The organism is Haloferax sp. Atlit-12N, from assembly GCF_003383095.1.
In the GTDB taxonomy this organism is placed as follows: Archaea; Halobacteriota; Halobacteria; order Halobacteriales; family Haloferacaceae; genus Haloferax.
Window position 1 is genome coordinate 12,433 of record NZ_PSYW01000003.1, and the last position, 26,004, is coordinate 38,436.

17 protein-coding genes are annotated in these 26,004 nt (G+C 65.0%); 9 read left to right on the forward strand and 8 right to left on the reverse strand.

Annotation, left to right across the window (positions count from 1 at the left end):
• Positions 1-453: 453 nt before the first annotated feature.
• Positions 454-5,673, forward strand: coding sequence for a PVC-type heme-binding CxxCH protein (locus C5B90_RS14485; protein ID WP_115882591.1), 5,220 nt, complete (start codon positions 454-456; stop codon positions 5,671-5,673).
• A gap of 119 nt (positions 5,674-5,792) precedes the next feature.
• On the opposite strand, the gene C5B90_RS14490 is transcribed toward C5B90_RS14485, so the two are convergent.
• The 3 genes from C5B90_RS14490 to C5B90_RS14500 all read right to left on the reverse strand — a co-directional run bounded on the left by C5B90_RS14490 (position 5,793) and on the right by C5B90_RS14500 (position 8,677).
• Positions 5,793-7,193, reverse strand: coding sequence for an alkaline phosphatase family protein (locus C5B90_RS14490; RefSeq protein WP_115882593.1), 1,401 nt, complete (start codon positions 7,191-7,193; stop codon positions 5,793-5,795).
• Positions 7,190-8,386, reverse strand: coding sequence for an inositol-3-phosphate synthase (locus C5B90_RS14495; RefSeq protein WP_115882595.1), 1,197 nt, complete (start codon positions 8,384-8,386; stop codon positions 7,190-7,192). Before C5B90_RS14495 ends, C5B90_RS14490 begins: the two co-directional genes overlap by 4 nt.
• 81 nt (positions 8,387-8,467) lie before the next feature.
• Positions 8,468-8,677, reverse strand: coding sequence for a hydrogenase expression protein HypA/HybF (locus C5B90_RS14500; RefSeq protein ID WP_115882597.1), 210 nt, complete (start codon positions 8,675-8,677; stop codon positions 8,468-8,470).
• A 184-nt stretch (positions 8,678-8,861) separates the two neighbouring features.
• On the opposite strand from C5B90_RS14500, the gene C5B90_RS14505 reads away from it, so the two are divergent.
• From C5B90_RS14505 to C5B90_RS14535, 6 genes are all read left to right on the forward strand, one after another.
• The gene (locus C5B90_RS14505) at positions 8,862-9,641 is read left to right on the forward strand and encodes a TatD family hydrolase (RefSeq protein WP_199517524.1); all 780 of its coding nucleotides are present in this window, start codon (positions 8,862-8,864) and stop codon (positions 9,639-9,641) included.
• A 3-nt stretch (positions 9,642-9,644) separates the two neighbouring features.
• Entirely contained in the window at positions 9,645-10,520 is an 876-nt protein-coding gene (locus C5B90_RS14510; protein ID WP_115882599.1) for a sugar phosphate isomerase/epimerase, read from the forward strand.
• A gap of 45 nt (positions 10,521-10,565) precedes the next feature.
• Complete coding sequence (locus tag C5B90_RS14515; RefSeq protein WP_115882601.1) at positions 10,566-11,519, forward strand: UbiA family prenyltransferase; 954 nt, start codon at positions 10,566-10,568, stop codon at positions 11,517-11,519.
• A 95-nt stretch (positions 11,520-11,614) separates the two neighbouring features.
• Positions 11,615-12,466 (forward strand): sugar phosphate isomerase/epimerase, encoded by an 852-nt coding sequence (locus C5B90_RS14520; RefSeq protein ID WP_115882603.1) that lies wholly within the window; start codon positions 11,615-11,617, stop codon positions 12,464-12,466.
• A 368-nt stretch (positions 12,467-12,834) separates the two neighbouring features.
• Positions 12,835-15,210, forward strand: a complete 2,376-nt coding sequence (locus C5B90_RS14530; RefSeq protein WP_199517512.1) for a PGF-CTERM sorting domain-containing protein — start codon at positions 12,835-12,837, stop codon at positions 15,208-15,210.
• 125 nt (positions 15,211-15,335) lie between these two features.
• On the forward strand, positions 15,336-17,081 hold the full coding sequence (locus tag C5B90_RS14535; RefSeq protein ID WP_233512037.1) for a multicopper oxidase family protein: 1,746 nt from the start codon (positions 15,336-15,338) through the stop codon (positions 17,079-17,081).
• A 15-nt stretch (positions 17,082-17,096) separates the two neighbouring features.
• Here the strand turns inward: C5B90_RS14535 and C5B90_RS14540 are convergent, their stop codons facing one another.
• Together C5B90_RS14540 and C5B90_RS14545 are read right to left on the reverse strand one after the other, a co-directional pair.
• Positions 17,097-17,702, reverse strand: coding sequence for a YqaA family protein (locus C5B90_RS14540; protein WP_115882605.1), 606 nt, complete (start codon positions 17,700-17,702; stop codon positions 17,097-17,099).
• 199 nt (positions 17,703-17,901) lie between these two features.
• Positions 17,902-20,925, reverse strand: a complete 3,024-nt coding sequence (locus tag C5B90_RS14545) for an FAD-binding and (Fe-S)-binding domain-containing protein (protein ID WP_115882607.1) — start codon at positions 20,923-20,925, stop codon at positions 17,902-17,904.
• A gap of 156 nt (positions 20,926-21,081) precedes the next feature.
• Here C5B90_RS14545 and C5B90_RS14550 point away from each other — a divergent pair, with 156 nt between their 5' ends.
• Together C5B90_RS14550 and C5B90_RS14555 are read left to right on the forward strand one after the other, a co-directional pair.
• Positions 21,082-21,963 carry a GAF domain-containing protein gene (locus C5B90_RS14550; protein WP_115882609.1) on the forward strand — a complete coding sequence of 294 codons (882 nt, stop codon included), beginning with the start codon at positions 21,082-21,084 and terminating at the stop codon, positions 21,961-21,963.
• A 234-nt stretch (positions 21,964-22,197) separates the two neighbouring features.
• On the forward strand, positions 22,198-22,962 hold the full coding sequence (locus C5B90_RS14555; protein ID WP_115882611.1) for an IclR family transcriptional regulator: 765 nt from the start codon (positions 22,198-22,200) through the stop codon (positions 22,960-22,962).
• 123 nt (positions 22,963-23,085) lie between these two features.
• On the opposite strand, the gene aceB is transcribed toward C5B90_RS14555, so the two are convergent.
• The 3 genes from aceB to C5B90_RS14570 all read right to left on the reverse strand — a co-directional run bounded on the left by aceB (position 23,086) and on the right by C5B90_RS14570 (position 25,906).
• Entirely contained in the window at positions 23,086-24,396 is a 1,311-nt protein-coding gene (aceB, locus tag C5B90_RS14560; RefSeq protein WP_115882613.1) for a malate synthase AceB, read from the reverse strand.
• Between the two features lie 844 nt (positions 24,397-25,240).
• Positions 25,241-25,702 carry a nucleoside deaminase gene (locus C5B90_RS14565; RefSeq protein ID WP_255566829.1) on the reverse strand — a complete coding sequence of 154 codons (462 nt, stop codon included), beginning with the start codon at positions 25,700-25,702 and terminating at the stop codon, positions 25,241-25,243.
• Positions 25,703-25,762: 60 nt separating this feature from the next.
• Positions 25,763-25,906: a rubrerythrin-like domain-containing protein gene (locus tag C5B90_RS14570; protein WP_004971811.1), complete on the reverse strand. Its 144-nt coding sequence runs from the start codon at positions 25,904-25,906 to the stop codon at positions 25,763-25,765.
• Positions 25,907-26,004 lie beyond the last annotated feature (98 nt).

Consider the following 26,004-nt stretch of genomic DNA (forward strand, 5'->3'; position numbering starts at 1 on the left):
GTCACCCGCGGTGGACCGCTCGCGTCGGGTCGGTCCGCCCCCGTCGTTCGAAACCTCGACGCCGCGCGGCGTCGCCGCCGGTGCGACTGGTTGTGTGTATGCGCGGTTCATACTTGCAATCGTGGCAACACTACAGACTGTAATCAATATTGGGGTCAGTCCAACGTTCACCGGCTAGTGAAGCAGTGAGACATGTGGACACGACTTGCCGCCGGACAGTACATTCAAGTAATGTTAGTTCATGAGATTTGGTAGCCCAAATCAATGAGCCGACGGGAATAATGGCTATACTTCCGTTACACCTCGCCGTCCATTCGGGCGAGAACGCGGGGAGAGAGCCGTCCGTCCGTTCGGCGCATTGGCGGGGTACACGGCTGGGTTGCCGTTCGCGAGAGCAGCGCAGTCCTGTAATCGCACAGTGACCAACGACGACAGCGACCGACGCAACACACTATGACACACGACGACGACACGACACGGGAATCGAATCCCGACGACGGCGACAGCAAAGGTCTGAACATCAACCGACGCAACTTCATGAAAGTGAGCGGCGTCGGGGCGGCGAACTTCCTCGGAGCCAGCGGCGTCGCACAGGCGAAACAGCTCACCACCGACGACACGATTCGCCTCGTCGCGACGGAGGGTGACGTCCTCGCGGCGTACACGAACGAGGAGTCGGTCATCGAGGGGTCGGGTCTCGCCGACGCGATATCCGACTGGCGTCAGGGTGGCCTGACGACTGACTCCCTGTTGAAGGGAATCAACAGTTGGCGAAACGGGACGGAGATAGAGACCTCGGCGGACTCGTTCTCGTGGGTCGCGACCGCTCCCTCCGAGATGGAGGACACGACCAACCCGACGCTCGTCATGCACGAGGGCGAGGAGTACGAAATCGAGCTCTCGAACGTCATGGACGAGGACGTCACGTTCGTCCTCGCGGACCCGACCGGCGAGGAGATGCAGTCGTTCTCCACGATGCAGGCGTCGGGCGGCTCGGAGACGATCAGCTTCACCGCCGAGTCGTCGATGGCGATGTACTACGCCGAAGAGCACCCCGAGCAGATGCGGGGGAGCGTCGAGATAACCCCGCCGCCGGCCGAAGACAACATCAGCGTCCTCATGATGGGCGGCCCGCAGGGCGGCAGCCACAACGCGCCAGCCCGGCAGGTCCAGCTCACCGAGTACATGCTGAACCGGGGTATCGAGGTCCAGTACACCGACCGTCTCGAAGACCTCGAACCCGACGTGCTCCACCGCTACGACGCGTGGATCATGATGGACAACCGCGGGGCGAACTACGGCCAAGAGCTGACCGCGGAACAGGAGGAGTCCATCGTCGAGTTCGTCGAGAACGGCGGCGGCTTCATCCCGATTCACAGCGCCTCGGCCTGTTTCACCGAGTCGGACGCCTACATGAACCTCGTCGGCGGCGAGTTCGCCGACCACAACTTCGGTGAGATGACGACGAGCTTCGCCCAGCCGAGCCACCCGATTCTGTCGAATCTCGACCCCATCACGGTGCAGGACGAGACGTATCGCCACATGAACCTCAACGACGACATCAATGTGCTCGCTCACGGGCAGTTCCCCGACGGCGACAGCATCCCCGAGTACGACGAGGGACGCGACCAGGGCGAGCCGTGGTCGTGGACTCGCACGCAGGGCGACGGTCGCGTCTTCTACACCGCGTGGGGTCACGGCAGAGCGCCGTGGGCGACCGACGGCTTCAAAGCGCTCATCGAGAACGCGATTCGCTGGGTCACGAAGAACGAAGACACCATCGCCGACGACACCAAGGTCCTCAACGACCTGGAGTTCATCGACGCCGACATCCCGTACTATCCGCCGCCGGAGGGGAGTCTCCTGACGCCGGAGGTCCCAGAGGAGGTCGGCAGCGGGACGAGCTGGAACAAGATGCAGCGGGCGCTGAACCCCAGCGAGACGGTCCGTCGAACGATTACGCCGGAAGGGTTCGACCTCAAGCCGTTCGTCACCGAGACCGACCTGCCGGACGACGCGAAGGGGAACATCCTCGACGCGAAGTTCGACGAACAGGGTCGCGTCTGGCTGTCGGTCACTCGCGACTATCCCAACGAACTGGGGCAGGGCCGCGACAAAATCGTCGTCTGCGAAGACACCGACGGCGACGGACAGGCCGACGAGTTCACCATCTTCGCAGACGGGCTCTCGGTTCCGCCGAGCATGGTGGTCGTCGACGACGGCGTCGTCGTCGCCGACCTCGACGACCCCGACGAGAGCGGGAAGCTGGTCCACCTCGTCGACACGGACGGCGACGGGCAGGCCGACGAACGAAACGTCCTGTTCTCCGGGTACGGTAACGGCGACACCCACGCCGGCCCCAACGAACTGGTCCACGGTCTCGACAACTGGATCTGGGGACAGGTCGGCTACTCCGGGTTCAGCGGCACCATCGCCGGTGAGGAGCGGAACTTCACCTCCTCGGTCTACCGATTCAAGTTAGAAGACGGTTCCGTCACCGACTTCGAAATCGTCGGGGCGCTCCCGGGGAACCAGGCCGGCCTCGGCTTCACCGAGGAGGGCCTCGCCTTCGGTTCGGCGGCGACCGCCGGGCGACCGAGCAACTACTTCGCCATCCCGCATCAGTACTACGACCTCATCGAGGGGACCGGGCCGAACGACTTCGGCGCGGCGTCGGACACGAACCGGTTCCTCCCCGTCACCGACCGCGTCCGGCAGGTCGACCTCCACGGCGGGTACACCGCGGCGACCGGTCACACCATCTACACGGCGCGTGAGTATCCCGAGAAGTACTGGAACAACACCGGCTTCGTCGGCGGCGGAACGGGTCACCTACTCGGGACGTTCTTCCTCTCGCAGGACGGAGCGGGCTACAACACCCACTACGCCCACAACATCGCCGGCGGCACCGACGCGTGGTTCGCGCCGTCGTACTCCTCCGTCGGCCCGGACGGCATGCTGTGGTTCATCGACTGGTACAACTACATCTACCAGCACAACCCGACGCCCGGCGGCTTCGAGAACGGCCCCGGAAACGCGTACATGACCGAGGTACGCGACCACGCGACCGCCCGGCTCTTCCGCGTCGTCTACGGCGACGACGACAGCTACGAGCCGACCGACCTCACAGACGCGAGCGTCTCGGAACTCGTCGACACGCTGTCGAGTTCGAACATGTTCTGGCGGCGGACGGCCCAGCGGCTGTTGGTCGAACGGAACGAGACGGGCGCGCTTTCCTCGCTCGTCGACCTCGTCACGACGGAGACGCTCGACGAAACCGGTCTCGACCCGGCGGCGATTCACGCGCTGTGGACGATGCACGGCCTCGGCGCGCTCGACGCCGACACCGGAAACAGCACCGCGATTCAGGCCGCGCTCGGCGCGCTGACGCACTCCTCGGCCGGTGTCAGGCTCACCGCGCTCCGCGTTCTCCCGTCGACGACGGACACGCGGGAGGCAATTCTCGACAACGGCCTCCTCAACGACGAGGACGGCCGAGTCGCCATGTGGGCGCTCGTCGCGCTCGCGCAGACGCCGTCCGACGACGCGTCCGGCGAGGCGGTCTACCAGATGATTAGCGACGAATCGAACTACCGGGACACGGTTCTCGTGGACGCGGCGTCGCTCGCCGGCGCGACCCACGCCGACGGCTTCATCCCGGCGTACGAGGCCAACGAGGACACGAGCGACGGCGGGAACGACGACGACGAACTGCCGAACCTCATGGAAAACCCCTCGTTCGAGACGCCCGCTGGCGGCGATACCGGCGGCGACTCCGACCCGATACCCGTCGGCTGGTCGAACACGGGGTACACCGGTTCACCCGAATTCACGTACGCCGAGACGGGCTACGAGGGCGACCGGAGCGTCCAGGTATCGTCCACCGAGGGCGCGGACGCCTCGTGGAACACGACGGTCGCGGTCGACCCGAACACCGAGTACACTCTCTCCGCGTACGTCAGGACCGAGAGCGTCCAACTCGTGGACGGAAGCGGCTTCGGCGAGGGTCCGCTCGGCGCGACCGTCAGCGTCGAGCAGATAGCGAACACGGACTCGGGAACCCAGTGGGACACGATTCCGGCCGGACTGACCGGCACCAACGACTGGACCGAGGTGAGCACCACCATCAACAGCGGCGACCTCGAAGAACTCCAGATTAACTGCCTGTTCGGCGGCTACGGCGAGGTGACCGGCACGGCGTGGTACGACAGCGTCTCGCTGACTGACCCCGACGGCAACGACGTGCTCTCGAACGGCTCGTTCGAGGAGAGCACCGGCAGCAGCGACCCCGCCATGCCCGCCGACTGGTCGACGAACACGTTCGCGGGGACGGCGCAGTACACCTACGCGGACACCGGTCAAGACGGCAGTCAGAGCGTCCAAATCACGTCTTCGGAGGGCGCGGACGCGGTCTGGCTCGCCGACGGCATCTCGGTCCAGCCCGAGACGGAGTACACCCTCAGCGGCTGGATAAAGACCGAGAACGTCCAGACGAGCGATTCGGCACGCGGCGCGCTGTTCAACGTCCACACGACGGACTTCGAGACGGACCCGCTGACCGGCACCAACGACTGGACGGAGGTGAGCACCACGTTCACGACCGGTGCCGACACCACGACGGTCCAGATCAACTGCCTGTTCGGCGGCTACGGCACGGCAACCGGGACGGCGTGGTTCGACAACGTCTCGCTGACCGACCCCGACGGGAACAACGTCCTGCCGAACGCCTCGTTCGAGGAGGGCGCGAGCACCGACTCGTCGTCGGACCCCGAGAGCCCGGCGAACTGGGAGGGAATCACCTACGGCGGGTCGGCCGAGTTCACCTACACCTCGGACGTGGCGCGGACGGGCGATTACAGCGTCCGCGTCGACTCCACGGAGGGCGCGGACGCGTCGTGGACGCAGTACCGCGACGACCTCGAACCGAACTCCGAGTACCGCTTCCGCGCGTGGGTCAGGACCTCGGACGACTTCAGCAACTCCGAGGACGGCTTCGGCGAAATCGGCAGTTCCTACGGCGTCACCATCAACGTCCACGGCCTCGGACAGGGTTCCGTCACGGACTACTACACGGAGCCCGTCGAGGACTGGCAACTGCTGGAGACGACGTTCTCGACCGGCGCGTCGCCCGGCCAGTTCCAGCTCAACCTACTGTTCGGCGGCTGGGGCAACGCCACCGGCACCGTCTGGTTCGACGACACCGAACTGAAGCGCGTCGGCGGCTCCGGCAACGGGCTGGAACTCGTCTACGACCGCGTCACCGCGCACGTCGAGGCGACCGGCGGCGGCGGCGACGACGGTGGTAGCGACGACGGCGGCAGCGACGCCATCCCCTCGGGCTCGACCATCGAACTGGAAGCCGGGAGTAACGAGGGTTGGACCGGCGTCTCGCCGTCCGGCATCGCGGACGCGACTGACCCGACGCTGACTCTCGAAGCCGGCGGCGAGTACACGGTCACGTGGACGAACCGCAACGGTGCGCCTCACAACTTCGAAATCGTCAACGGCGACGACTCCGTCGTGAACGACATCTCCACGTCGTACCTCGCGACGCAGGGCGAGTCACAGAGCGTCACGTTCACCGTCACCGACGCGATGGCGGAGTACGTCTGTCGCGCCCACAGCTTCCGGATGCGCGGCACCATCGAAATCGTGAGTTCGGGAGGTAACTAAGCGGGCGAGACGCGTTCCGACTGCGGTCTGTGGCGGCTTTTCTTTCGTATCGTACTCTCGAACTCGAACCGAGCGACGCGGAAAATCAGTACTTCGAGCGCGTCGCGGCGGTGCCGGACCTACACCTGTGGGCCGGCGAACAGCGACGGGCGCTCGAACGCGAGCGACACGTCCTCTGCGATGCCGAGCAGGTCCGCAACCGTCGGCGCGAACCGCCGCGAATCAACGACGCCGCCGGACGAGCCGTCGGGTGACGCCGGCCCGCCGAAGCCGTAGAAGCCGCGCGTCTCGGGGTCGATGCGGCCGTGCGACCCCGACACCTTGGTCGGGTCGAGCGCCACGAGTCCCTCGTCGCCGAGGAACAGTTCGCACGGGTCGAAGCCGGGCTTGGCGTGGATATCCATCTCCGTCGCGTACGACGGCGCGTCGGCGTCATCGGTCCACCAGTAGTACTGGAACCACGCGTCCGCGTCCGCCACGACGACGAGGTCGCCGGCGTTCGGGTGGTTCGCACCGCCCCGCGCCTCGCCTTCGACCACGTCGTCGACGCCGGGAAGCGATTCGAGAGCCTCCCGGGCGGCCGCCGGCCGGTCGGTGTACACGTGCGCGATTTGGTGGTCGACCATCGCGAACGCCGACGACGCGGCGATGTCCACCGCCTCGCCGCCCTCGCCGTCGTCGCGCACCGAGAGCAGGCCCGCGTCGCGGAGCTCCCGGTTCGGAAACACGGGGGTATCGACCGCGTTGAAGCCGTACTCGTTGACGACGCCGACCGCCGTCTCGGACCAGCGAGGCGTCGATTTGAGCCAGTCGAGGAACTCCCCGACGAGGTCGTCGACGACGCCGACGGCCTCCCGGAGTTCCGGCGAGTCGGGGCCGTGCCGTTGCGCGTCGTAATCGAGATGCGGCACGTACACCCACAGCAGGTCCGGGTCGTACCGCGCTATCGACTCTCGTGCGGCCGCGAGAATCCACTCGCTGCTCCGCTCGTCGGCGACCGGCCCCCAGTAGTTGTGCAGCGGGAAGTGTCCGTACTCCTCGCGGAGGGCGTCGTAGAAGCCGTCGGGGTTCGTCCAGCAGTCCATCTCGATGAGGTTGTTGTCCTCGTCTTCGATGGGCGACGGCGTGACGGCCACGTCCGCGCTCGTGCCGATGAGGTGTTGGAAGAACAGCGCGCCCGTCGTGAGGCCCGCCTCGTCGCTCGCGGCCTCCCACAGCCGGGTTCGCGTTCCTCGGTCGCGCTCCCAGAACTCGGCGACCTGTCGCTCGCGGTCGAACTCGCCGCTGGACACGTCGCCGTGGGCCGCGGGTGACTGCCCGGTCGAGAGCGTCGTCTGTGCGGGCACCGTGACGCTCGGAAACGGCGGTTCGAGCGGCCCACACGGCTTTCCAGCCAGCAAGTCGGCGATGTTCGGTGCCAGTTCCTCGTCGAGATGCTCCTCTTGGAGTCCGACGATATCGAGGACGACGACGCGCCCGGCACCGGCCGCGGCCGCGTCCGAGGGTCTGCGAGCCGTCACGTTCCCTCCGCGTGGCGCTCCGCGTAGTCGTAGAGGAGACGGAACTGCTCGGACAGTTCGTGACGGTCCACGCCCTCGGGCGACTTGAAGAAGGACGCGAGCTGCGGCATCGTCCCGCCCTCGCCGCGCTCGTCGGCGAAGGCGGCCAGCCGGACCATGTCGAGGACGAGCGGGGCGGCGAGCGCCGAATCGGCCCCCTCCCACGTGAACTGCATCTTCATCTTCGTCCCGAGGAAGCCCTCGAAGTGGACGTGGTCCCACGCGGTCTTCCAGTCGCCGAGCGACGGCGTGTAGTCGATGCGGACGGCGTTGTGGGTCTCGTAGCCGAGGATGTCGTCCAGCAGGCTGCCCTTGCTCTCTATCTTCCCCGCCTTGTTCGCGTCGTCTTCGAGGACCAGACCGTCGCTGTTTCCGAGGATGTTGTGGCCCTCCCACGAGAGGACGTGCAGGTTCCGTCCCGCGAACATCGGCCCGAGCGCGGACTTCATCAGCGTCTCGCCGGTCTTCCCGTCGCGGCCCATGTGCGGCACTTCGTTTCGCTCTGCGAGTTCGCGGAGGCCACCGAGCGAGGAGCCGGTGCTGGGGGTGAAGTTGATGTACGGGTGGCCGTCGAGGAGCGCCGCGTACGCGTACAGGGAACTTGCGGGAAGGTTCGGGTCGTCCCGCTCGACCGCCGCCTCGAACGCCTCCAGCGTCTCGTAGTCGCCGGGCGTCGGAATCGGCGGCTCGGTCGACGCGGCGTTCACGACGACCAGTCGGTCGACGTCCTGCGAGTCGGCGAAGGCGGCGTAGTCGGCCCGTATCTCCTCGACGATGTCGGCGACCGACACGTCGTCGCTCGCCGTCTCCGAGGACATTCCCTCGACCGCCTCGCCGCACCGGCGCGCGGTTCCGAGTTCGACGCGCTCGTCGATTTCGCGCAGGTCGTCGCGGACCGCGTCGAGGGTGTCGGGTGCCACGACGCCGCCGTGGCCCGCCATCTCCTCGGCGGTCTCCTCGATTCGCTGAGAACGGATGTCGTGACCCCCGAACACGAGGTCGCCGACGGCGGGCAGGTCGAGCGCGGCCACCGGTTCGCGGGCCGTCACCATCCCGGTCGTGTCCGCGACGCCGCGGGCGATTGCGCGCGCGCCGGTCATCGAGACGCTCGCGACGTTACCTCTGGCTCCGATTATCCAAACTCCGACTGTCATCGACTCACGATTGCGGTGGCCGATACATAACCTTGTCCGTCAATCATGATTGTTTCCGCGTCGGTGCCGGCGGGCGACCGCTCACCAGTCGAGGGAGGTGTCGTCGTCCCGCCTGTCGAGTTGGTCGCCGTGTTTGCTGAAATCGAGGTTCCGGTCGAGGACCGTCTCCTCGGGGTGTCGCCACGTCTCGTCGCAGTCGACGCAGCGCCACTCCTCGTAGGGGCGGCCGTCCTCGGGAGTGACGCGGTTCGATTCTATCGGCTCGCCGCAGAACGGACAGTGTTCAGGCATGCGACTACGGGGTCTGCGCGGACGAGTAAATAGCTGTCTCCGCCGTCGCTCGCGGTCGCTTTGCCCGGTCGCTTCGCCCGGTCGTTGCGCCCTCGTCCCGCGGCCGTCACCGAATCCACCGAAACAATGATTAACTACCATCAGAGAGGTAGGTCACATGTCGATACCAATTATCGACCCGCACATGCACATGGTGTCTCGCTCGACGAGCGACTACGAGCGCGCCCGGCTCGCGGGCGTGGAATGCTGCGTCGAACCCGCGTTCTGGAGCGGGACGGACAAGCAGCACGCGGCGTCGTTCTTCGACTACTTCGAGCAGATAATCGAGTTCGAGACCGACCGGGCCGAACGGGCGGCGGGCATCGACCACTACGTCACCGTCGGCCTCGAACCGAAGGAAGCGAACTACCCCGAGATGGCGGAGGCCGTGATGGACGGCCTCCCCGAGTATCTCGACCGCGAGCACGTCGTCGGACTCGGCGAAATCGGGCTCGACCAGGGGACCGAAGCCGAGGAGTACGCGTTCAGACGCCAACTCAGGATGGCCGAGGAGCGCGAACTACCGGTCATCATCCACACCCCGCACACCCAGAAGCCAGAGGGGACCGAGCGACTCGTGGAGATGATTCAGGGCGAAGACGTGACCGAGGAGCGAATCGTCATCGACCACAACACCGAGAACACGGTCGACATCTCGCTGCAGACCGACTGTTGGCTCGGCTTCACGCTCTATCCCGGAAAGATAGACGCCGAGACGACCATCGACATCCTCGAGGAGTACGGCACCGACAAGATGCTGCTCAACAGCGCCGCCGACTGGGACCCCTCCGACCCGCTTGCGGTCCCGAAAGCCCGAGACAAGATGCTCGACCGCGGCTGGGACCGAGACGAGGTCCGGAAGGTCGTCTACGACAACCCCCGGGAGTTCTTCGGCCAGTCGCCGAACTTCCACTACGAGGTGTGACCGATGGAGTTCGGCTTCTCGATGAACGCGTTCCGACAGCGAACCCTCACCGAAGGCGTCGAGGCGATAGCCGACGCCGGCTACGACGGCGTCGAAATCCTGCTCGACGACCCGCACCTGTTTCCGGGGACGGCCGACGGCGACGACTTCGAACGCGTTCGGACGCTCCTCGACGACTGCGGCATCGAAGTCAGCAACTGTAACGCGTTCATGCTCAGCGCCATCGAGCCCTCCGCGGAGAGCCGGGCGGCGACGTTCAACCGCGACACCGAGGCGTTTCACCACCCCTCGTTCGTCGAACTCGCCGCCGAGGACCGGCAGGCGCGGGTCGAGCACACGAAACACGCGCTCGCCACGGCGGCCGCGCTCGGTTCCGAGAGCATCTCGATTCCGCCGGGCGGACCCGTCCCGGAGCGCATGTCACGGGCGGACGCGCTCGACGCGTTCATCTGGGGGCTCCGCGAGGTCGCCGACGTCGCGGAGACGCTCGGCGTCGACGTGCTGGTCGAACCCGAACCCCACCTGCTCATCGAGACCTCCGAGGACTTCCTCGACCTCGTGGACCGCGTGGACTCGCCCCGCATCGGCTGTAACTTCGACGCGGGACACTTCTATTCGGTCGGCGAGGACCCGGTCGAACTGGTGGAGACGCTCGCGCCCCACACACCGCACTACCACCTCGAAGACATCCCGGGGGACAGAACGCACGAACACACCCAACTCGGCGAGGGGGCGATGGACATCGACGGCTTCCTCGAAGCGGTCGAGGCGACCGGCTACGACGGCTACGTCACGGTCGAACTGTACCCCTATCAGGAGACCGCGGCGGAGACGGCCCGAACCGCGATGGAGTACCTCGAAGCCCATGGGTGGGCCTGACCGCCTCGCTCGGACGCGAGCACCCGACCCAGCGATCGACCGACGATGAACCGAACGAACGCGACACCCTCGACCGGCGGCCTTCGACGCTCGCTCGCGAGCCTCGCCAGACTCGTCCGCGTCCCGAACCTGTTCACCACGCCGCCTGACGTCATCCTCGGAGCGGTGTTGGTCAGCGGCGGCCGCCCGTCGGTTCCGCTCTCGTCGCTCGCCGGCGTCGCGCTCGCCTCGGTGCTGCTGTACGCGGCGGGCACGACGCTCAACGACTACACCGACGCCGACGAGGACGCACAGCACCGTCCGGAGCGCCCGATTCCGTCTGGAGACGTGTCGCGCACGCGAGCTCGGAACCTCGGCGTCGCGCTCCTCTGTGCCGGCGTCGTCGTCGCCGCAGCCGCCGGGGGACCGTCCACCGGCATCGTCGCCGCCGTCCTCGGCCTACTCGTCGCGCTCTACGACGGCGTGCTCAAGGGTACGTCCCTCGGGTTCGCGGCGATGGGTGGCTGTCGGGGGGCGAACGTCGCCCTCGGCATGGCAGTCGTCGTAGGGTCGCCCTCGGCTCCGACACCCCCGACGTGGGTGTTCCTCGTGCCGGTCGTCGTCGCGCTCTACATCGCCGGCGTCACGTACATGGCCGAGTCGGAGACCGGCGCGGGCGACTCGGGAGCGGTGCTGGTCGGAATGGCCGGCGTGGGGCTCGCCGTTGGGTCGGTGGTCGTGGTCGCCACGGCGGTCGGCATCGACCCAAGCGACCCCGCGACGCTCGCCGTGGCTGGCGGACTACTCGTCTGGTTCGCGGCGTGGACCGGCCGTGACCTCCTGACCGCCTACGCCGACCCCCGTCCGGGAACTATCGGCCCCGCGGTCGGCACGTGCGTCCTCGCGCTCGTCGTGTTGAACGCGGCGGTCGCCGGGCTGCTGAGCCCCGCATGGGGTATTGTCGCGGCGGCGTTCGTCGTCCCCGCAGTCGGCCTCTCGTCGGCGTTCGACGTGTCGTGACCGGCGGGTCGTCTCAACGACTCAGTCCACGTTTTTCTGCCCCGAACGATTGGCAGTACCAAAACAATTATTCATGTGTGACTGTACCACGACATATGGTACAGTTAGCCTTCTCTACGAACGCGTACACGCGTTTCGACCTGCCGGAGGCGATCAGACGAATCGCCGACCACGGCTACGACGGGGTCGAGCTACTGGCGGACGTGCCGCACGCGTTTCTCGCCGACTTCGACGAGACCGACCGCGAGCGCGTCCTGACGGCGCTGGACGAGACTGGACTCTCGGTGTCGAATATCAACGCGAACACGACTTGCGGCTACTACGACGACGCGCCGCCGTCGGCGTTCTTCGACCCGACGCTCATCTCGGCCGACAAGGAAGACCGCCGGTGGCGTATCCAGTACACGAAGGCCGCCATCGACTTCGCCGCGCTGGTCGACGCGCCCGCGGCGTGCGTCGCCAGCGGGTCGTCGCTTCCCGGAACGCCGCCGAGTGAGGCTTACGAGTACCTACTCGAATCGCTCGACGAACTCACGGCGTACGCCGAGGACGCCGGGGTCGACCTCGGCATCGAGTTCGAACCGGAGCTCCTCGTCGAGTGTACCGAAGAGGTGTTGACGCTCATCGACGACGTGGGGAGCGACGCGCTCGGCGTCAACTTCGACGTCGGCCACGCGGCCGTCTACGGCGAGGACCCGGCCGAGAGCATTCGCCAGTGCGCCGGCCGCATCACGGGCATCCATCTCGAAGACATCAAGGGCGGCCGTGGGGGGAAACACTATCACCTCATCCCCGGCGAGGGTGACCTCGACTTCGGACCCGTCTTCGGCGCGCTCGACGACATCGGGTACGACGGCTTCGCGACGTTCGAACTCTACACCTATCCCGACGACCCCGACGACGCGGCCCGGCGCGCGCGAGACGAACTGGCCGAATACGCCCGCTGAACGGCGGGATATCGACGCGAATTCACGGCGCGAGACACCGACTATCGCCCCCGAACGGGTTCGGACGCTCACGAGCGGCGTCGCGTGAGTGGCGTCGCGGTCTTCCCGGCGCGAAACCTTTCTCAGATAATCGTTAACTATTTGCATGGCGCTTTTGATTCACACGCTGATTGCATGCTTTCCAGCGAGAGCGAGCTATCCGCATCCAGAGGTAGCGCGCGCACGAGACGTCAGTCTCCCGACCGACGAGTCGAACAGACACCGCCGGTGACCGCGACCCACCGAGCCGAACCGAAGCGTCCGACGGTCGCTTCGCACGTCGCTCGCAGGGCGAGTTCACCGTCGCAATCGAACGTCGCTTACTCATCATGAGTCCGGACAGTCCACGTTCGGAGCGGTCGGCGGACCTCCGGAACGCCCTTCCGGTCGTCGCGATGGCGGCCCTCTTGGTGGTCGGTTCGCTCGGACTGGGTGCGGCTATCGCGCCGGTCGCCGCGGACGCCCACGGTGGAACGCTCACGCGAACGGTCGATGACACCACGCTCGCGCCCGGTGAGTCCACCACCGTCACGGTCGAGGTGAACGCCTCCGAACGGGGGAACTTCACCGTGGTCGAAGAGCTGAGTCCGGGCTTCGAGTCGGTCGAAATCGTCGACGCCGACGGCGCGGATTTCTCTGGCGTGCGGAACGCAGACGACGAACTGTTCGCGACCTACGGCGACCGCGAGAGCGTCACGCTCGTCTACGAGGTGACCGCGGCCGACGACGCGAACGCGACGACCCACGAACTCACCGGATACGGCGACTTCGGCCTCGAAGACGTCCGGGCCTCGACGACCGGTGACGGTGAAATCAGCGTCTCGACCGACGACGGGGCGAGCGTGGTCCGCTCGGTCGACGACGCGACCCTCGCGCCCGGCGAATCGGCGACCGTCTGGGTGGCTGTCGAACGGGACGAGGCGGCGAACTTCACGCTCGTCGAGGAGTTCAGCCCCGCGTTCGGCTCGGTCGAAATCGTCGATGCCGACGGCGCGGACTTCTCGGACGTGCGGAACGCCAACGACGAACTGTTCGCCACCTACGGCGACCGCGAGTTGGCCACACTCGTCTACGAGGTAACCGCGGCCGACGACGCGGCGGCCGGCACGGTCTACGAACTCGACGGGTTCGCGGACGTGAACGGCTCGCAGTCGGCGACCGATGGGACCGCCGAAATCAGCGTGCAGGAGTCGAGCGACGACGGCGGCGCGGCCGTCCGGTCCGTCGACGATGCGACCCTCGCGCCGGGTGAATCGACCACGGTCCGGGTCGCCTTCGACCGGGACGAGGCGACGAACTTCACGCTCGTCGAGGAGTTCAGCCCCGCATTCGGCTCGGTGGAGATAGTCGACGACGACGGTGCGGACTTCTCGGCCGTACGCGACGCCAACGACGAACTGTTCGCGACCTACGGCGACCGCGAGTTGGCCACGCTCGTCTACGAGGTGACCGCCGACAACGACGCGACGACCAGCACGGTCTACGAGTTCGGCGGCTTCGCGGACGTGAACGGCTCGCAGTCGGCGACCAATGGAACCGCCGAAATCAGCGTCCAGGCGTCGGACGACGGTGACTCCGGTGCGGTTCGGTCGGTCGACGACGAGACCCTCGCGCCGGGCGAATCCACCACCGTCACGGTCGAGGTCGACCGGGACGAGGCGGCGAACTTCACGCTCATCGAGGAGTTCAACCCCGCCTTTGGTTCGGTCGAAATCGTCGACGACGACGGCGCTGATTTCTCCGGTGTGCGGAACGCCAACGACGAACTGTTCGCCACCTACGGCGACCGCGAGAGCGTCACGCTCGTCTACGAGGTGACCGCGGGCGACGACGCGGCCGGCACGGCCTACCAGTTCGACGGCTTCACCGACGTGAACGGCTCGGAGGTGACGACCGGCGGCACCGACGAACTCGACGTTCAGAGCGAGTCCGACGACGACAACTGGGACCTCACCCGGTCGGCCGACGACACGACGCTCGAACCCGGTGAATCGACCGTCGTCTCGGTCGAAATCACCGGCAGCGAGGCGACGAACTTCACCGTCATCGAGGAGTTCAACCCCGGATTCGCATCGGTCGAAATCGTCGATGACGACGGCGCGGACTTCTCGGGCGTGCGGAACGCCAACGACGAACTGTTCGCGACCTACGGTGACCGCGAGAACGTCACCCTCCAGTACCGTGTGACCGCCGGTGAGGACATGGACGAGGACGCCTCGTACGAACTCAGCGGGTTCGCGCAGTTCGACGCCGGCGACAAGGAGATGGACGTCGACGGCCTCGAATCGCTCTCTGTCGGCACTGACGGAGACAGCGGTGACGACGACGGCGACGACGGCGATGATAACGACGGTGACGATGGCGACGATGGCGACGACGGCGACGACGGCGATGATAACGACGGTGACGATGGCGACGATGGCGACGACGGCGACGACGGCGATGATAACGACGGTGATGACGGTGATGACGGCGATGACGACGATAACAACGGAGATGACGACGGTGATGACTCAGACGATGGTTCCGACGGCTCGGACGGTGACGACGGCTCGGACGACGGAACGACCGAGACGACGACGGCCGACCCCAACACGCCCGCGACGACCACGACTGACACGCCCGTTCCCGGGTTCGGTGTCTCGGTTGCGCTCGCCGCGCTCGTGATGGGCTCGGTCCTTCTCGCGCGCCGGCGAACGAGCTAACGAGGCGACTCGTCTTCCCGCGCCAGCGCACGTTCTCGAATTCCCTCCGCCCCCGCTTTCGGCTCTAACTCGGTCATTCAGAAGATTTAATATAATAACTCCCAAGTCGTAGTTCAGGGTCCATCATGACAGACTGGTCTAGGCGGCGGTTTCTACAGACAGGCGCAGCCCTCGGCATCGCCGGAACGCTCCCGCAGACGACGACGAACGTCTCCGCGGCGTCACCGGCGTTGGATAAGTTCGTGCAACCGCTTCCGGTTCCGTCGGTCCGGGAACCGGACGGGCAGCGAGACGGCGCGGACGCCTACGAGATATCGGTCACCGAATTCACTCAACAACTCCACCCGGACCTCCCGGAGACGACGGTCTGGGGGTTCGACGGGTCGTATCCCGGCCCAACCATCGAAGCGGACGCCGGGAGTCCAGTCCACGTTCGGTTCGACAACAGCGAACTCCCGAGCGACCACCTGTTCAACGTCGACGAGCGAATCGGTGGCACGACCACGGAGAACCACGCCGGCTACGACGGCCCAGTCCCGGAGGTTCGGACCGTCACCCACTTCCACGGCCTGGAAGTCGACCCCGCGAACGACGGGCAGTCCGACATGTGGACCTCGCCGAGCGGGGTCGAGGGGCCGCGGTTCGACTCGGAGTGGCAGGAACTCCCGATGGAACAGGGGCGCACCACCTCGACGTACCACGACCACACGCTGGGTATCACCCGGCTCAACGCCTACGCCGGGCTCCTCGGACTCTACTCGATTACGACCGACGCCGAGCGCGAACTCGGCCTGCCGTCGGGCGACTACGACATCCCGCTGTTGCTGCAGGACAAGGAGTTCAACGACGACGGCTCGCTGCACTACCCAGACGAGTTCGCCTCGGCGTTCCTCGGCGACACGGCCGTCGTCAACGGTGCCGTGTGGCCGTACGTCGAGGTCGAACCGCGTCGGTACCGCTTCCGCATCCTGAACGGTGCGAACCACCGCTCGTTCGACCTCCAGTTCGAGAACGAAAGCGGGTCGGGCGTCCCGACGATGTACCAGTTCGCGCCCGGCCACGGCTTCCTCGAATCGGTCGTTCCCATCGGCCCGAACGGCGACCTCGACTCGCTGTTGCTCACGCCCTTCGAGCGCGGCGAACTCATCGTCGACTTCTCCGACCACGCAGGCGAGACGCTCACGCTCACCAACGGGGCCGACATGGGTCCCGATCTGACCGACCTCGTCCAGTTCCGCGTCTCGGACCCTGAGACGCCGCCCGAAGACGCGAGCGCCGACCCGACGGACCTGTCGCTTCCCGCGCCGACCTCGTACGACGAGAGCGACGCACGGGTGACTCGCGAGATGACGCTGGGAACCAAGGTCGACGTTGAAAACAACCTCATCATGCACACCCTGAACGGGTACGTCTTCGGCGACGAGGACGCACCCGTCTACCCGCAACTCGGGTCGACCGAGATATGGGAACTGCAGAACGAGTCGGGGGGACGACACCCGATTCACCTGCATCTGGTCACCTTCAGGGTCATCGGCCGCGGCCCCGACGGGACGCAGCCACCGGACCCCAACGAGTTGGGACCGAAAGACACCGTCCGCGTCGACCCCGACGAGCGCGTGCGGATAATCGCCACGTTCGAGGGGTACACCGGGCAGTTCCCGTGGCACTGCCACATGCTCGAACACGAGGACAACAAGATGATGATTCCGTTCGTCGTCGAGAACCCCATCGCGGACTACGCGAACGACAGCGACATCGTGGACGCGACGGGGCTGACCGACGCGGTGAGCGACTGGCGGAACGACGACCTCGAAACCGAGGTGCTCCTCGAAGTCATCGACCAGTGGCGGAGCGGCGACGAAGTCGCCTGAGCGACTGTCGCCGAGTTACTGCACCGGTTCGGCCGAGCGGTCCGAGAACCACCGACTCCGGACGACGTACGCGACGAGGACGACCGCGGTGGCGACGCCGATAATCGAGTACACGTCGACCTCGGTGAGCGACCGGGCGGCCTCGCCGAGATAGACCGCGAGCAGCGCTTCGATGGTGTACCGACCGCCGCGCCCGAGCACTGACGCCGCCAGATACGTCCGGAGGTCGAGGTCGAACACGCCGGACCCGATAGAAAGCAGTTCGTACCCCTCGGGAATCGGCGCGAACGCCCCGAACGCGACCGTCACGAATCCCGAGCGCTCGAAGTATCGCTCGACCTTGTGAATCCGCTCGCCCGCGAACCGCGAGTCCAGCGCGCGACGGCCGCCTTTCTTGCCCATGAGGAACCCGACCAGCCCCGCCGACACCGACCCGACAGTAGCGACGACCGCGTACAGGAGCGCGAACTCGGGGTTCGTCGCCGACAGCGGGACGAGCACCAAGTCCGGCGGGACAGGGAGCAAGAAGAATTCGAGGAACGCCACGAGCAGCAGCCCCGGCGCGCCGAGCGAGGCGAAAAACGCGGTCGATAGTTCGATAGACTCCAGTACGTCTAGCATCGTCGTCTCTACGACGCCGCTACTGTCAGTAATAATTATCGCTGTTTGTGACCCTCGACTCCGAGAGACGGAGGCTGCGAAACGAGAAACTCGCCGCGGGTGCAAGGCGGCGGGTTCGATGCTGGTTCGTGAATCGCGTCAGGCTGGCTGGTTCGCGGGGGAGCGCGTCAGGCTATGCTGTCGGCTGTCGGTGACGTGGTCAGTCGAGGGCTTCGGCCATCTTCTCGATGGGGTGCGGCGGGCGGGATTCGCCGGGTCTGTCGCCGAGTTGGGAGCGACACGACGCGCCGGGTGCCGTGACGACGTCGCCGGGGCTCTCGTCGACCTGCCCGAACAGGATTTCGCCGATGCCCTTCGAGAGTTCGTAGTGCTCTTCTTCGTAGCCGAACGACCCGGCCATCCCGCAGCAACTGGAGTCGAGCGGGTCGACGGCGTAGCCGGAGCGACGCAGGACGCCCACCGCGTGGTGATCCTTGTTCGTCGCCTTCTGGTTGCAGTGGCCGTGGTACGTCAGCGTCTCGGCGGGGGCGTCGAAGTCGAGGTGGTCGTCGGCGCGCACGACGTCGAGGTACTCCATGATACCGTAGGCCGACCCCGAGACGAGTTCGACGCCCGTCCCGTCGAGGAGGTCGAGGTACTCGTCTTGGAACATCACCGCGTCGGAGGGTTCGACGAAGACGACCGACCAACCGTCGTCGACGTAGGGACGGAGTCGCCCGACGTTGTGTTGCGCTCGGTCGCGGGCCGTGTCGAGCATCCCCATCGAGAACGCGGCGCGGCCGCTCGCCTCGAGGTCGCTCGGAATCTGTACGTGGACGTTCGCGGCTTCGAGGACCTCCACGGCGGCCTTGCCGGGTTCGGGGTAGTTGTAGTTGGTGTAGGTGTCGGGGAACAGAAGCACCTTCCCTCGGGCGTCGGCGGGCGACACGGACGACCCGCCCCGAGCCTCGAACCACTCCTTGAGCGACTCGCTGCTGAAGGTCGGCAGGTCGCGCTCGCTGGAGATACCGAGGACCTTCTCCATCACGAGGCGGCTTCCCGGAAGCTCCGCGGCGGCGTTCGAAAGCGGGGCGAGTTTGCTCCCGATTTTCGACAGGGTGTCGATGTTGCCGAACACTCGCGAGCGGAGGCTTGTGCCCTCTTTCTGGTGGTACTGGTGTTTCACCTCGGATTTCAGCTTCGCCATGTCGACGCCGGTCGGGCAGTCGCTCTTACAGCCCTTACAGCCGACACAGAGGTCCAGTACCTCGGTCTGGAAGCGCTCGGAGTACAGTTCGTCCTCGGGGAGTTCGCCCGAGATAGCGGCCCGAAGCATGTTCGCCCGCCCGCGGGTCGTCTGGACTTCCTCTTTCGAGGCGCGGTAAGTCGGGCACATGGTGTTCGAATCGGTCTGCCGGCAGGTGCCACAGCCGTTACAGAGTTCGACGAGGTGCGAGAAGCCGCCCTCGTCGTCGAAGTCGAGGTCGGTCTGCGGCTCGACGGACTGGTAGTCCGGACCGTACCGGAGATTCTCGCGCATGTCCGCGCCGACGCCGCGGTCGCTGTCCGGCCCCGGGTCCGAGGGGCCGTCGCGGTAGACGACGTTCCCGGGGTTGAACATCCAGTCGGGGTCGAACGCCGTCTTCAGCTCCTTGAATGCGCCCCAGAGTTCGGGCCCGTACATCTTCGGGTTGAACTCGGTCCGGGCCATCCCGTCGCCGTGCTCGCCGGAGAACGCGCCGTGGTGCTCGACGACGAGGTCGGTCACGTCGTCGGTGATGGAGTGCATCTTCTCGATGCCCTCGTTCTCTTTGAGGTTCAGAATCGGGCGGATGTGGAGCGTTCCCGACCCGGCGTGGGCGAAGTACGCGGCCGACGTGTCGTGGTCCTCAAGGACTTCCTCGAACTTCTGGACGTACTCCGCGAGTTCCTCGGGTGGCACGGTCGCGTCCTCGATGAACGGGTAGGGTTTCGGGTCGCCTTCGAGGCTCATCAACAGCGGAATCGCCGCCTTACGGAGCTTCCACAGTCGGCCTTGGCTCTCCTCGGAGTAGGCTTCGAGCACGTCGAACGCCGCGCCGGAGTCGACGAAGTGGGCGTTCGTGTCTGAGACCGCGGCCTCGAAGTCGTCGACGAGTTCGTCGTCCCACTCGAGCATCAGCGCCGCTTTCGCCCCCTCGGGAATGGGTTCGGCGTACTCGGCGTAGCCCTCCGACTCGCGAGCGAGGCGGAACACCTCGTCGTCCATGAGTTCGACTGCGCTGACGGGGAATTCGAGCGCCTCCGGAACGGCCTCCATCGCGTCTACGAGGTCGTCGAAGCAGTACAGCGCGAGCGCCGTCTCGTCCGGCTTGGTGACGAGCGAGACGGTCGCCTCGACGATGACGCCGAGGGTGCCCTCCGCGCCGACGAACAGCTTCGAGAGGTTGATGACCTCCTCGCCGTCGCCGTTCTCGTAGATGACTTTCTGGAGGTTATACCCCGACACCGAGCGCTTGAGCGACGGATACTTGTTCTCTATTTCTGACTCGTGGTTCTCGACGAGTTCCCGAACCGTCCGGTAGATGTTCGCCTCTAAGTCGTCTTGGGTGAGGATGGATTCGTACTCGTCGCTGTCGAGGACGACTTCGCGGGTGTGTATCAGCGAACCGTCGGCCAGAATCACCTCCAACTCCTCGGTGTAGGCGTCAGTAATGCCGTAGCGGACCGAGTGCGCGCCCGTAGAGTTGTTGCCGATGCCGCCGCCGACGGTCGAGCGATTTGACGAGGCGGGGTCCGGCGCGAACTTCAATCCGTGGTCCGCGAGCGCGGCGTCGAGGTGGTCTTGGACGCACCCCGGTTGGACGGTCGCGCGCTTCGCCGACGGGTCGATATCGACGATGTCGTCCATGTACTTCGTGAAATCGATGACGACGCAGCCCCGCCCGACGGTCTGGCCACCCAACGAGGAACCCGTTCCGCGTGGCAGAACGGGGACGCCGTGGCTCGTCGCGATTTCGACGGCGGCGCGGACGTCGTCTACGTCCTTCGGCAAGACGACCCCCGCGGGTCGCGCCTGGTAGATGCTGCCGTCGGTCGCGTACAGTACCTGCGCGTATTCGTCGAACTTCACCTCTCCATCGACGCGGGAGCGTAACTCTGTCGCCAACGCCGAATATTCCGCGGCGTCCGGCCGGTCGAGGTCTAACGTCGTTGCCGATGTCTCTCTTCCCCGAGGGGAATCGAGCGTGTCTTCGACTGCCATCATCATTGATACACATACGCACGGATTAAATGCTCTGGTGTTGCGACACGTTTCCGCCCCCGAATAGCCCGTCACGACCGACGTGGGGATTTATATTCACGTCCTCGGTACGTAACGACATTCATGGTCAGGTCACCGAACTGGAATCAAACTGACGTGGCACGCGCTGTCCCGACAGCATCGGAAACGGAGGTCGACCAACTACTCGCGAGCCTCCAGCGGCTGACCGGTATCGGCGTGTGGTCGTACGACGTCTCGCGCGAGGAACTGTGGTGGAGCGACGAGGCAAAGCGGATACACGGCTTCGACGCGTCGGCGATGCCGACCGTCTCGGACGTCGTCGAACAGTACGCCGAAGGCGACCAAGACGAGGTGCTCGCCTACCTCGCGGACGCAATCGAACACGGCGAGTCCTTCTCCGTCGACGTGCGGTACGCGAGCGAGCGGACGACTGAGCAGTCGATACGGCTGGCCTGCGAACCGCTGGTCGAAGACGGTCAGACGGTCGACCTCCACGGCGTCGTACAGGACGTAACCGACACCAAGCGCCAGGAACAGCGCATCGAGATTCTCCGACGGACGAGCCAAGAGCTTCGGAACGCGAGTTCGAAGGCGGAAGTCGCCGAGATACTCGCCGACGCGGCAAAGAACGTCCTCGGCCTCGTCAACACGACCGTTCGGCTGGTCGACGAGAACCGGAGCATGCTCCAGACTATCGAGGCGACCGAGGAGTGTCTGGAACGCGCCGGCGACCGACCGAACTACTCGGTCAGCGAGGACACGCCGGCGGCACGGACGTACCGGACGGGCGAACCGGTCATCCACGCGAACCACGAACACACCGAAGACGACCACAGTCGAGGGGCTCTCCAGTCCGGGTTGTACGTCCCCATCGGAAGCCACGGCGTGCTCAGCGCCGGCGACGTCGTCGTCAACGCGTTCGAAGAACACGACCTCGAAGCCGCGAGTCTCCTCGGCCAACTCGGCGCGGAGGCCATCACGCGCATCGGTTGGGTGAAACGGTCGCGGGCGATTTGACGCACACTGAACGCTCTCCTCGTCACGAAACTCGACGCTGGTGGAGGCGAACCGTGAGTTCGCGACGCTCGGATTAACGGACTAGGTGGTATCGGCGTCCGTGCTCGCCCCGACGTTCTGTTTGTTCCCGGTGTAGTCGGGTAGAAACATGTTCGAATTGATAGGCCTAGCTCGCTAGTTCAGCCGATTTACATTATGGCAACAGTTATCAACCATCAACATAATAGTTGAGGCATGATTGAGAACGTGACCGGGCGACGGCTCAAGACGACCCAAGCCTCGTTGGAGATTCTCAGCCTCATTTTGGAACACGACGGCCTCACGCTCGCCGAACTGGACTCCATGGTCGACAGTTCGAAGAGTTCCATCTGCAGTCACCTCAACACGCTCTTGGAGAGCCGATACTTGGTCAAACACGACGGCGTCTACCACGTCAGTTTCAGGGTGGCGCTGTTGGGCGAACGCGCTCGACACCGCTATCCGAACGACGGGGTCGTCGAGCAGGTCGTCGACGAACTGGCTCGCGCGACCGACCAAGAGGCGAACTTCACGATTTTCGAACACGGTCGGCTGCTCATGTGTTATGGGTCGTCGACCGAGGAGGGGAGAGACGCGAACGGCACCCGGTATCGGTCGGAGTATCACCTGCACAACACGGCCGCGGGGAAAGCCATCCTCGCGGAACTGGACCGCGACGAGGTCGAGTCGATAATCGACTACTGGGGCCTGCCGCGGGAGTCGGAGGGAACGATTACGAACCCCGACCAACTGTTCGACGCGCTGGACGAAATCGCGACTCAGGAGTACGCCGTCGTCGACGAGGAGTTCGCACCGAACCTCATCGCCATCGGTGCACCGGTCCACGACGGCGACGGGCGTATCGTCGGTGGGCTCAGCGTCGGCGGACCGAAGTATCAGGTGGACATGACGCGGCTCGAACGCGAGTTCGCCGACGAGCTACTGAACGCCGTCGAGTCGCTGGAATCGGCGCTCGCGTAGACTGCGACCGTCTCGTGGGTCTCGCGAGTCACCACAGCTTCGCTCGCGGTCAGGTCGGACGTCACGCGAAAAGGACAGACGCGGTTGGTTGGACTTGTCTGGGTGGCTGACTGACGGTGTGCGTTAGTCGTCTGTCCCGACTGCCATCGCGCGCTCGACGATGTCGGCGCCGTACATCTCTTCGAGCGCGTCGTGTTGGTCCGGGCGGTGCTCGTACACGTCCTGGAACAGGGCGACAGGCGTCATCGCTGCCTGATACGTCGCCTCGTCCCACATGCGGTCCTTGGCGATGTCGACTTCGACGCCGTCGATGACGAGCGTCGTCGCTTGCGTCATCGCAATCGCGCCCTTGCCGGCCTCCTTGGCCGCCTCGAACTCCTCCATGGAGTCGACGATGTCGTCCATGCTCGGGACGTAGGTGGTCAGGTCGAGGAGCTCCTCGTGGAGTTCCTCGCCGTCGAGTTCCTGTTCTTCGCCGTCGACGCGGAGCACGTAGCTGTCGTCGTCGACCTGTTCGAGCGAGAGTTCGTCGCCGTCGTACACCTGGCGACCGTCCTCGTCGTCGAGTTCGATTTCGTCGTCGTCGAGTTCGAGGAGCCAACTGCCGGTCTTCGGCGGCAGGGGAGCCTCGTTGGCGGTGACGACCTGTCCGGGCGTGAGCGCCCAGATGCCCGTCATCCCCATGGCGCGGTTCTCGACCATGCGCTCGCGGTAGCCTTCGACGTCGCGGATGTCGTCGTACGGGCCGTCGACGGCGATGCAGTTGGCGGCACTCGCGCCGCGGGAGGTGTTGTGTCGAAGTTCGGCCCACGCCGGAAGCTCGCCGGTCGGCGTCATGGCGCGCATGTCCTTCGTGTAGTCGACCTGCCCGTCGACCAGGAGGAACAGCCGTTCGAGGTTGTTGGACGGCTTGCCCTTCTCCGCGCGGAGATCGCTCATCGCGAGTTCGGCTTCACCGCTCTCGATGATGACCGACATCGACAGGCTTCCCTCTTCGAGGCCGTGTTCGTTCTCGATGATGGTGATGAACTCGTCGGCCTTCTTCCAGTCGTCGAGGTCGCCGACTTCGGGGATGACGAAGCCGTCGATGTGCTCGACCGCACCGTTTTCGGGGTCGGTGATTTCGAGCATCTGCTTGAAGCCCTCGTAGCGGGTCGTGGGGTCGTCGCGGTGCCACACGACGCGGGGATGAATCTCGCCGGGGAAGTCGGCCCCGTGTTCGGAGACGACCTCGACGAGGTTCTGGACGCCTTCGGCCCGCATCGACGGCGCGGTGGCGTCTTCGTTGTCCGGAATCCAGGTGTCGGGGGCCTGCATCCCCCGCAGTTGTGCCGCGCTCTGCAACATCTTCGCCGAGTTCTCGCCGCTGACCGCCGTCGGCGAGGTGAAGAACGTACGTACGAACTCTCGTTCGTAGTTTCTGTCGCTACTCATATCGACAGTGGAAACGTCTCTTCCGAAACATATTAAATATTTAGACTCGCCCAATCGGTGGCTTGCGATTCGACGGTCGCCGGCGGTTCAGATATCGGAAGCCGTCTCGGCGACCATGGTCGCCGAACGCCTCCCCCGAGCGAACGACATCTGGATGTCACTAACTTACATTATGTAAACGAGTGCAATGTCACGTGTTCACATTATACAGATATGAGGAATTAAATCGACTTGTGTTACAAGTATAGCTTTGTAATCTTAGTCGGGTATTACCCACAACAGCACGAGACGTTCGGATTATGTAAATGAGTTCGCCGCCTCTCGGTTCTCACGTTCCTCTCGATATCGAAAACTCGCGAGCGTCAACCGTCGTCCGACAGCGACCCGAAGTCCCTCCGTGTTCGACTCGGTGCGACGAGTTCAGGTGGACATTATGAGATATCGTATCAGAAAACAATAATAGTTTGGATGTTGATGAATATCTATTGTCTTCTTTTTCACTTATTATGTCTTATTGTATGTTTTCTATGCCTATATCTGCGATAATTATTGTATATACTTAGTTATCTCGTTTTGAGGTTCTAAAGCAGGTAAGTTTGTGTGGGTTCAGACATACGAGAGCGTTCCTGAGACATTTACACTCCCGCGTCATACGCGGTTTAGAGCTGATTTTGAGGGCATCTGTATAATGACCTTCTGCTCCCCGACCCTACAAATATATCATATATTAGAATACTTGTTGGAGATACTTCTCATCTGATAACTATCGTTCGCTACGGCCGCGGCGTCCACGCGTGGCTGCACCGGCGTTCAGTCGCTGCCGGGCGGGACCTTCGAGCCATCGTTACCACTCGTATTCTCGGTGAACTCGGCGGGCTTCCTCGTTCAGCACGGGTCCGACTACCGCGGTGATACCATCGAGAATTGCCGCCGACCGGACGCCGGGACTCGAACCCGTGAACTCTCCGATTTCGTCGCCGCCGACGCCGTACACGACGCGCGCGAAGCCAGCGGTCGCCATCCCGCCGGCACACATGGGACAGGGTTCGGTGCTGGTGTACATCACCGTCTCCGCCCGCTCGTCGGGGTCGTACTCTCGGCACGCCCGATAGGCGAGGTGTAACTCGGGGTGCCGACGAATGTCGGACTCCGTCACGATGCGGTTCGAGTCGCGCATGACGACCTCGTCGTCGCGAACGAGGACGGAGCCGAACGGTTCGTCGCCCCGCGCGGCGGCCTCGCGGGCGAGTTCGAAACACTCGCGCATGTGCGCCTCGTGGTCGAAGTCGTCGAAGTGAGTCGTCACGTCGCCTACGGTCTCCACGCCGAGCGGCTTAAATCGAACGACGGCCGCGCCCTCGCGTGGTTACTCAATCGCCGTCCGTCGGTTGCGCATCGCCCCGCCGCAGTCCGGACAGCGCAGCGGGTTGTGCTCGGTGAGGACGATACCGCCACACTCGAAGCATTCGTACGTTCCTTCCTCGCCGGGGGTGGATTCGACATCTCTCATAGTTCGCGAGCGCCGGTCGTGTCCCAGACGCTCTACCGATGTGTAATAGGTGTACAAGGGAATATGGGGTAGTTGAGTAACAAACCAACTGAAACGGC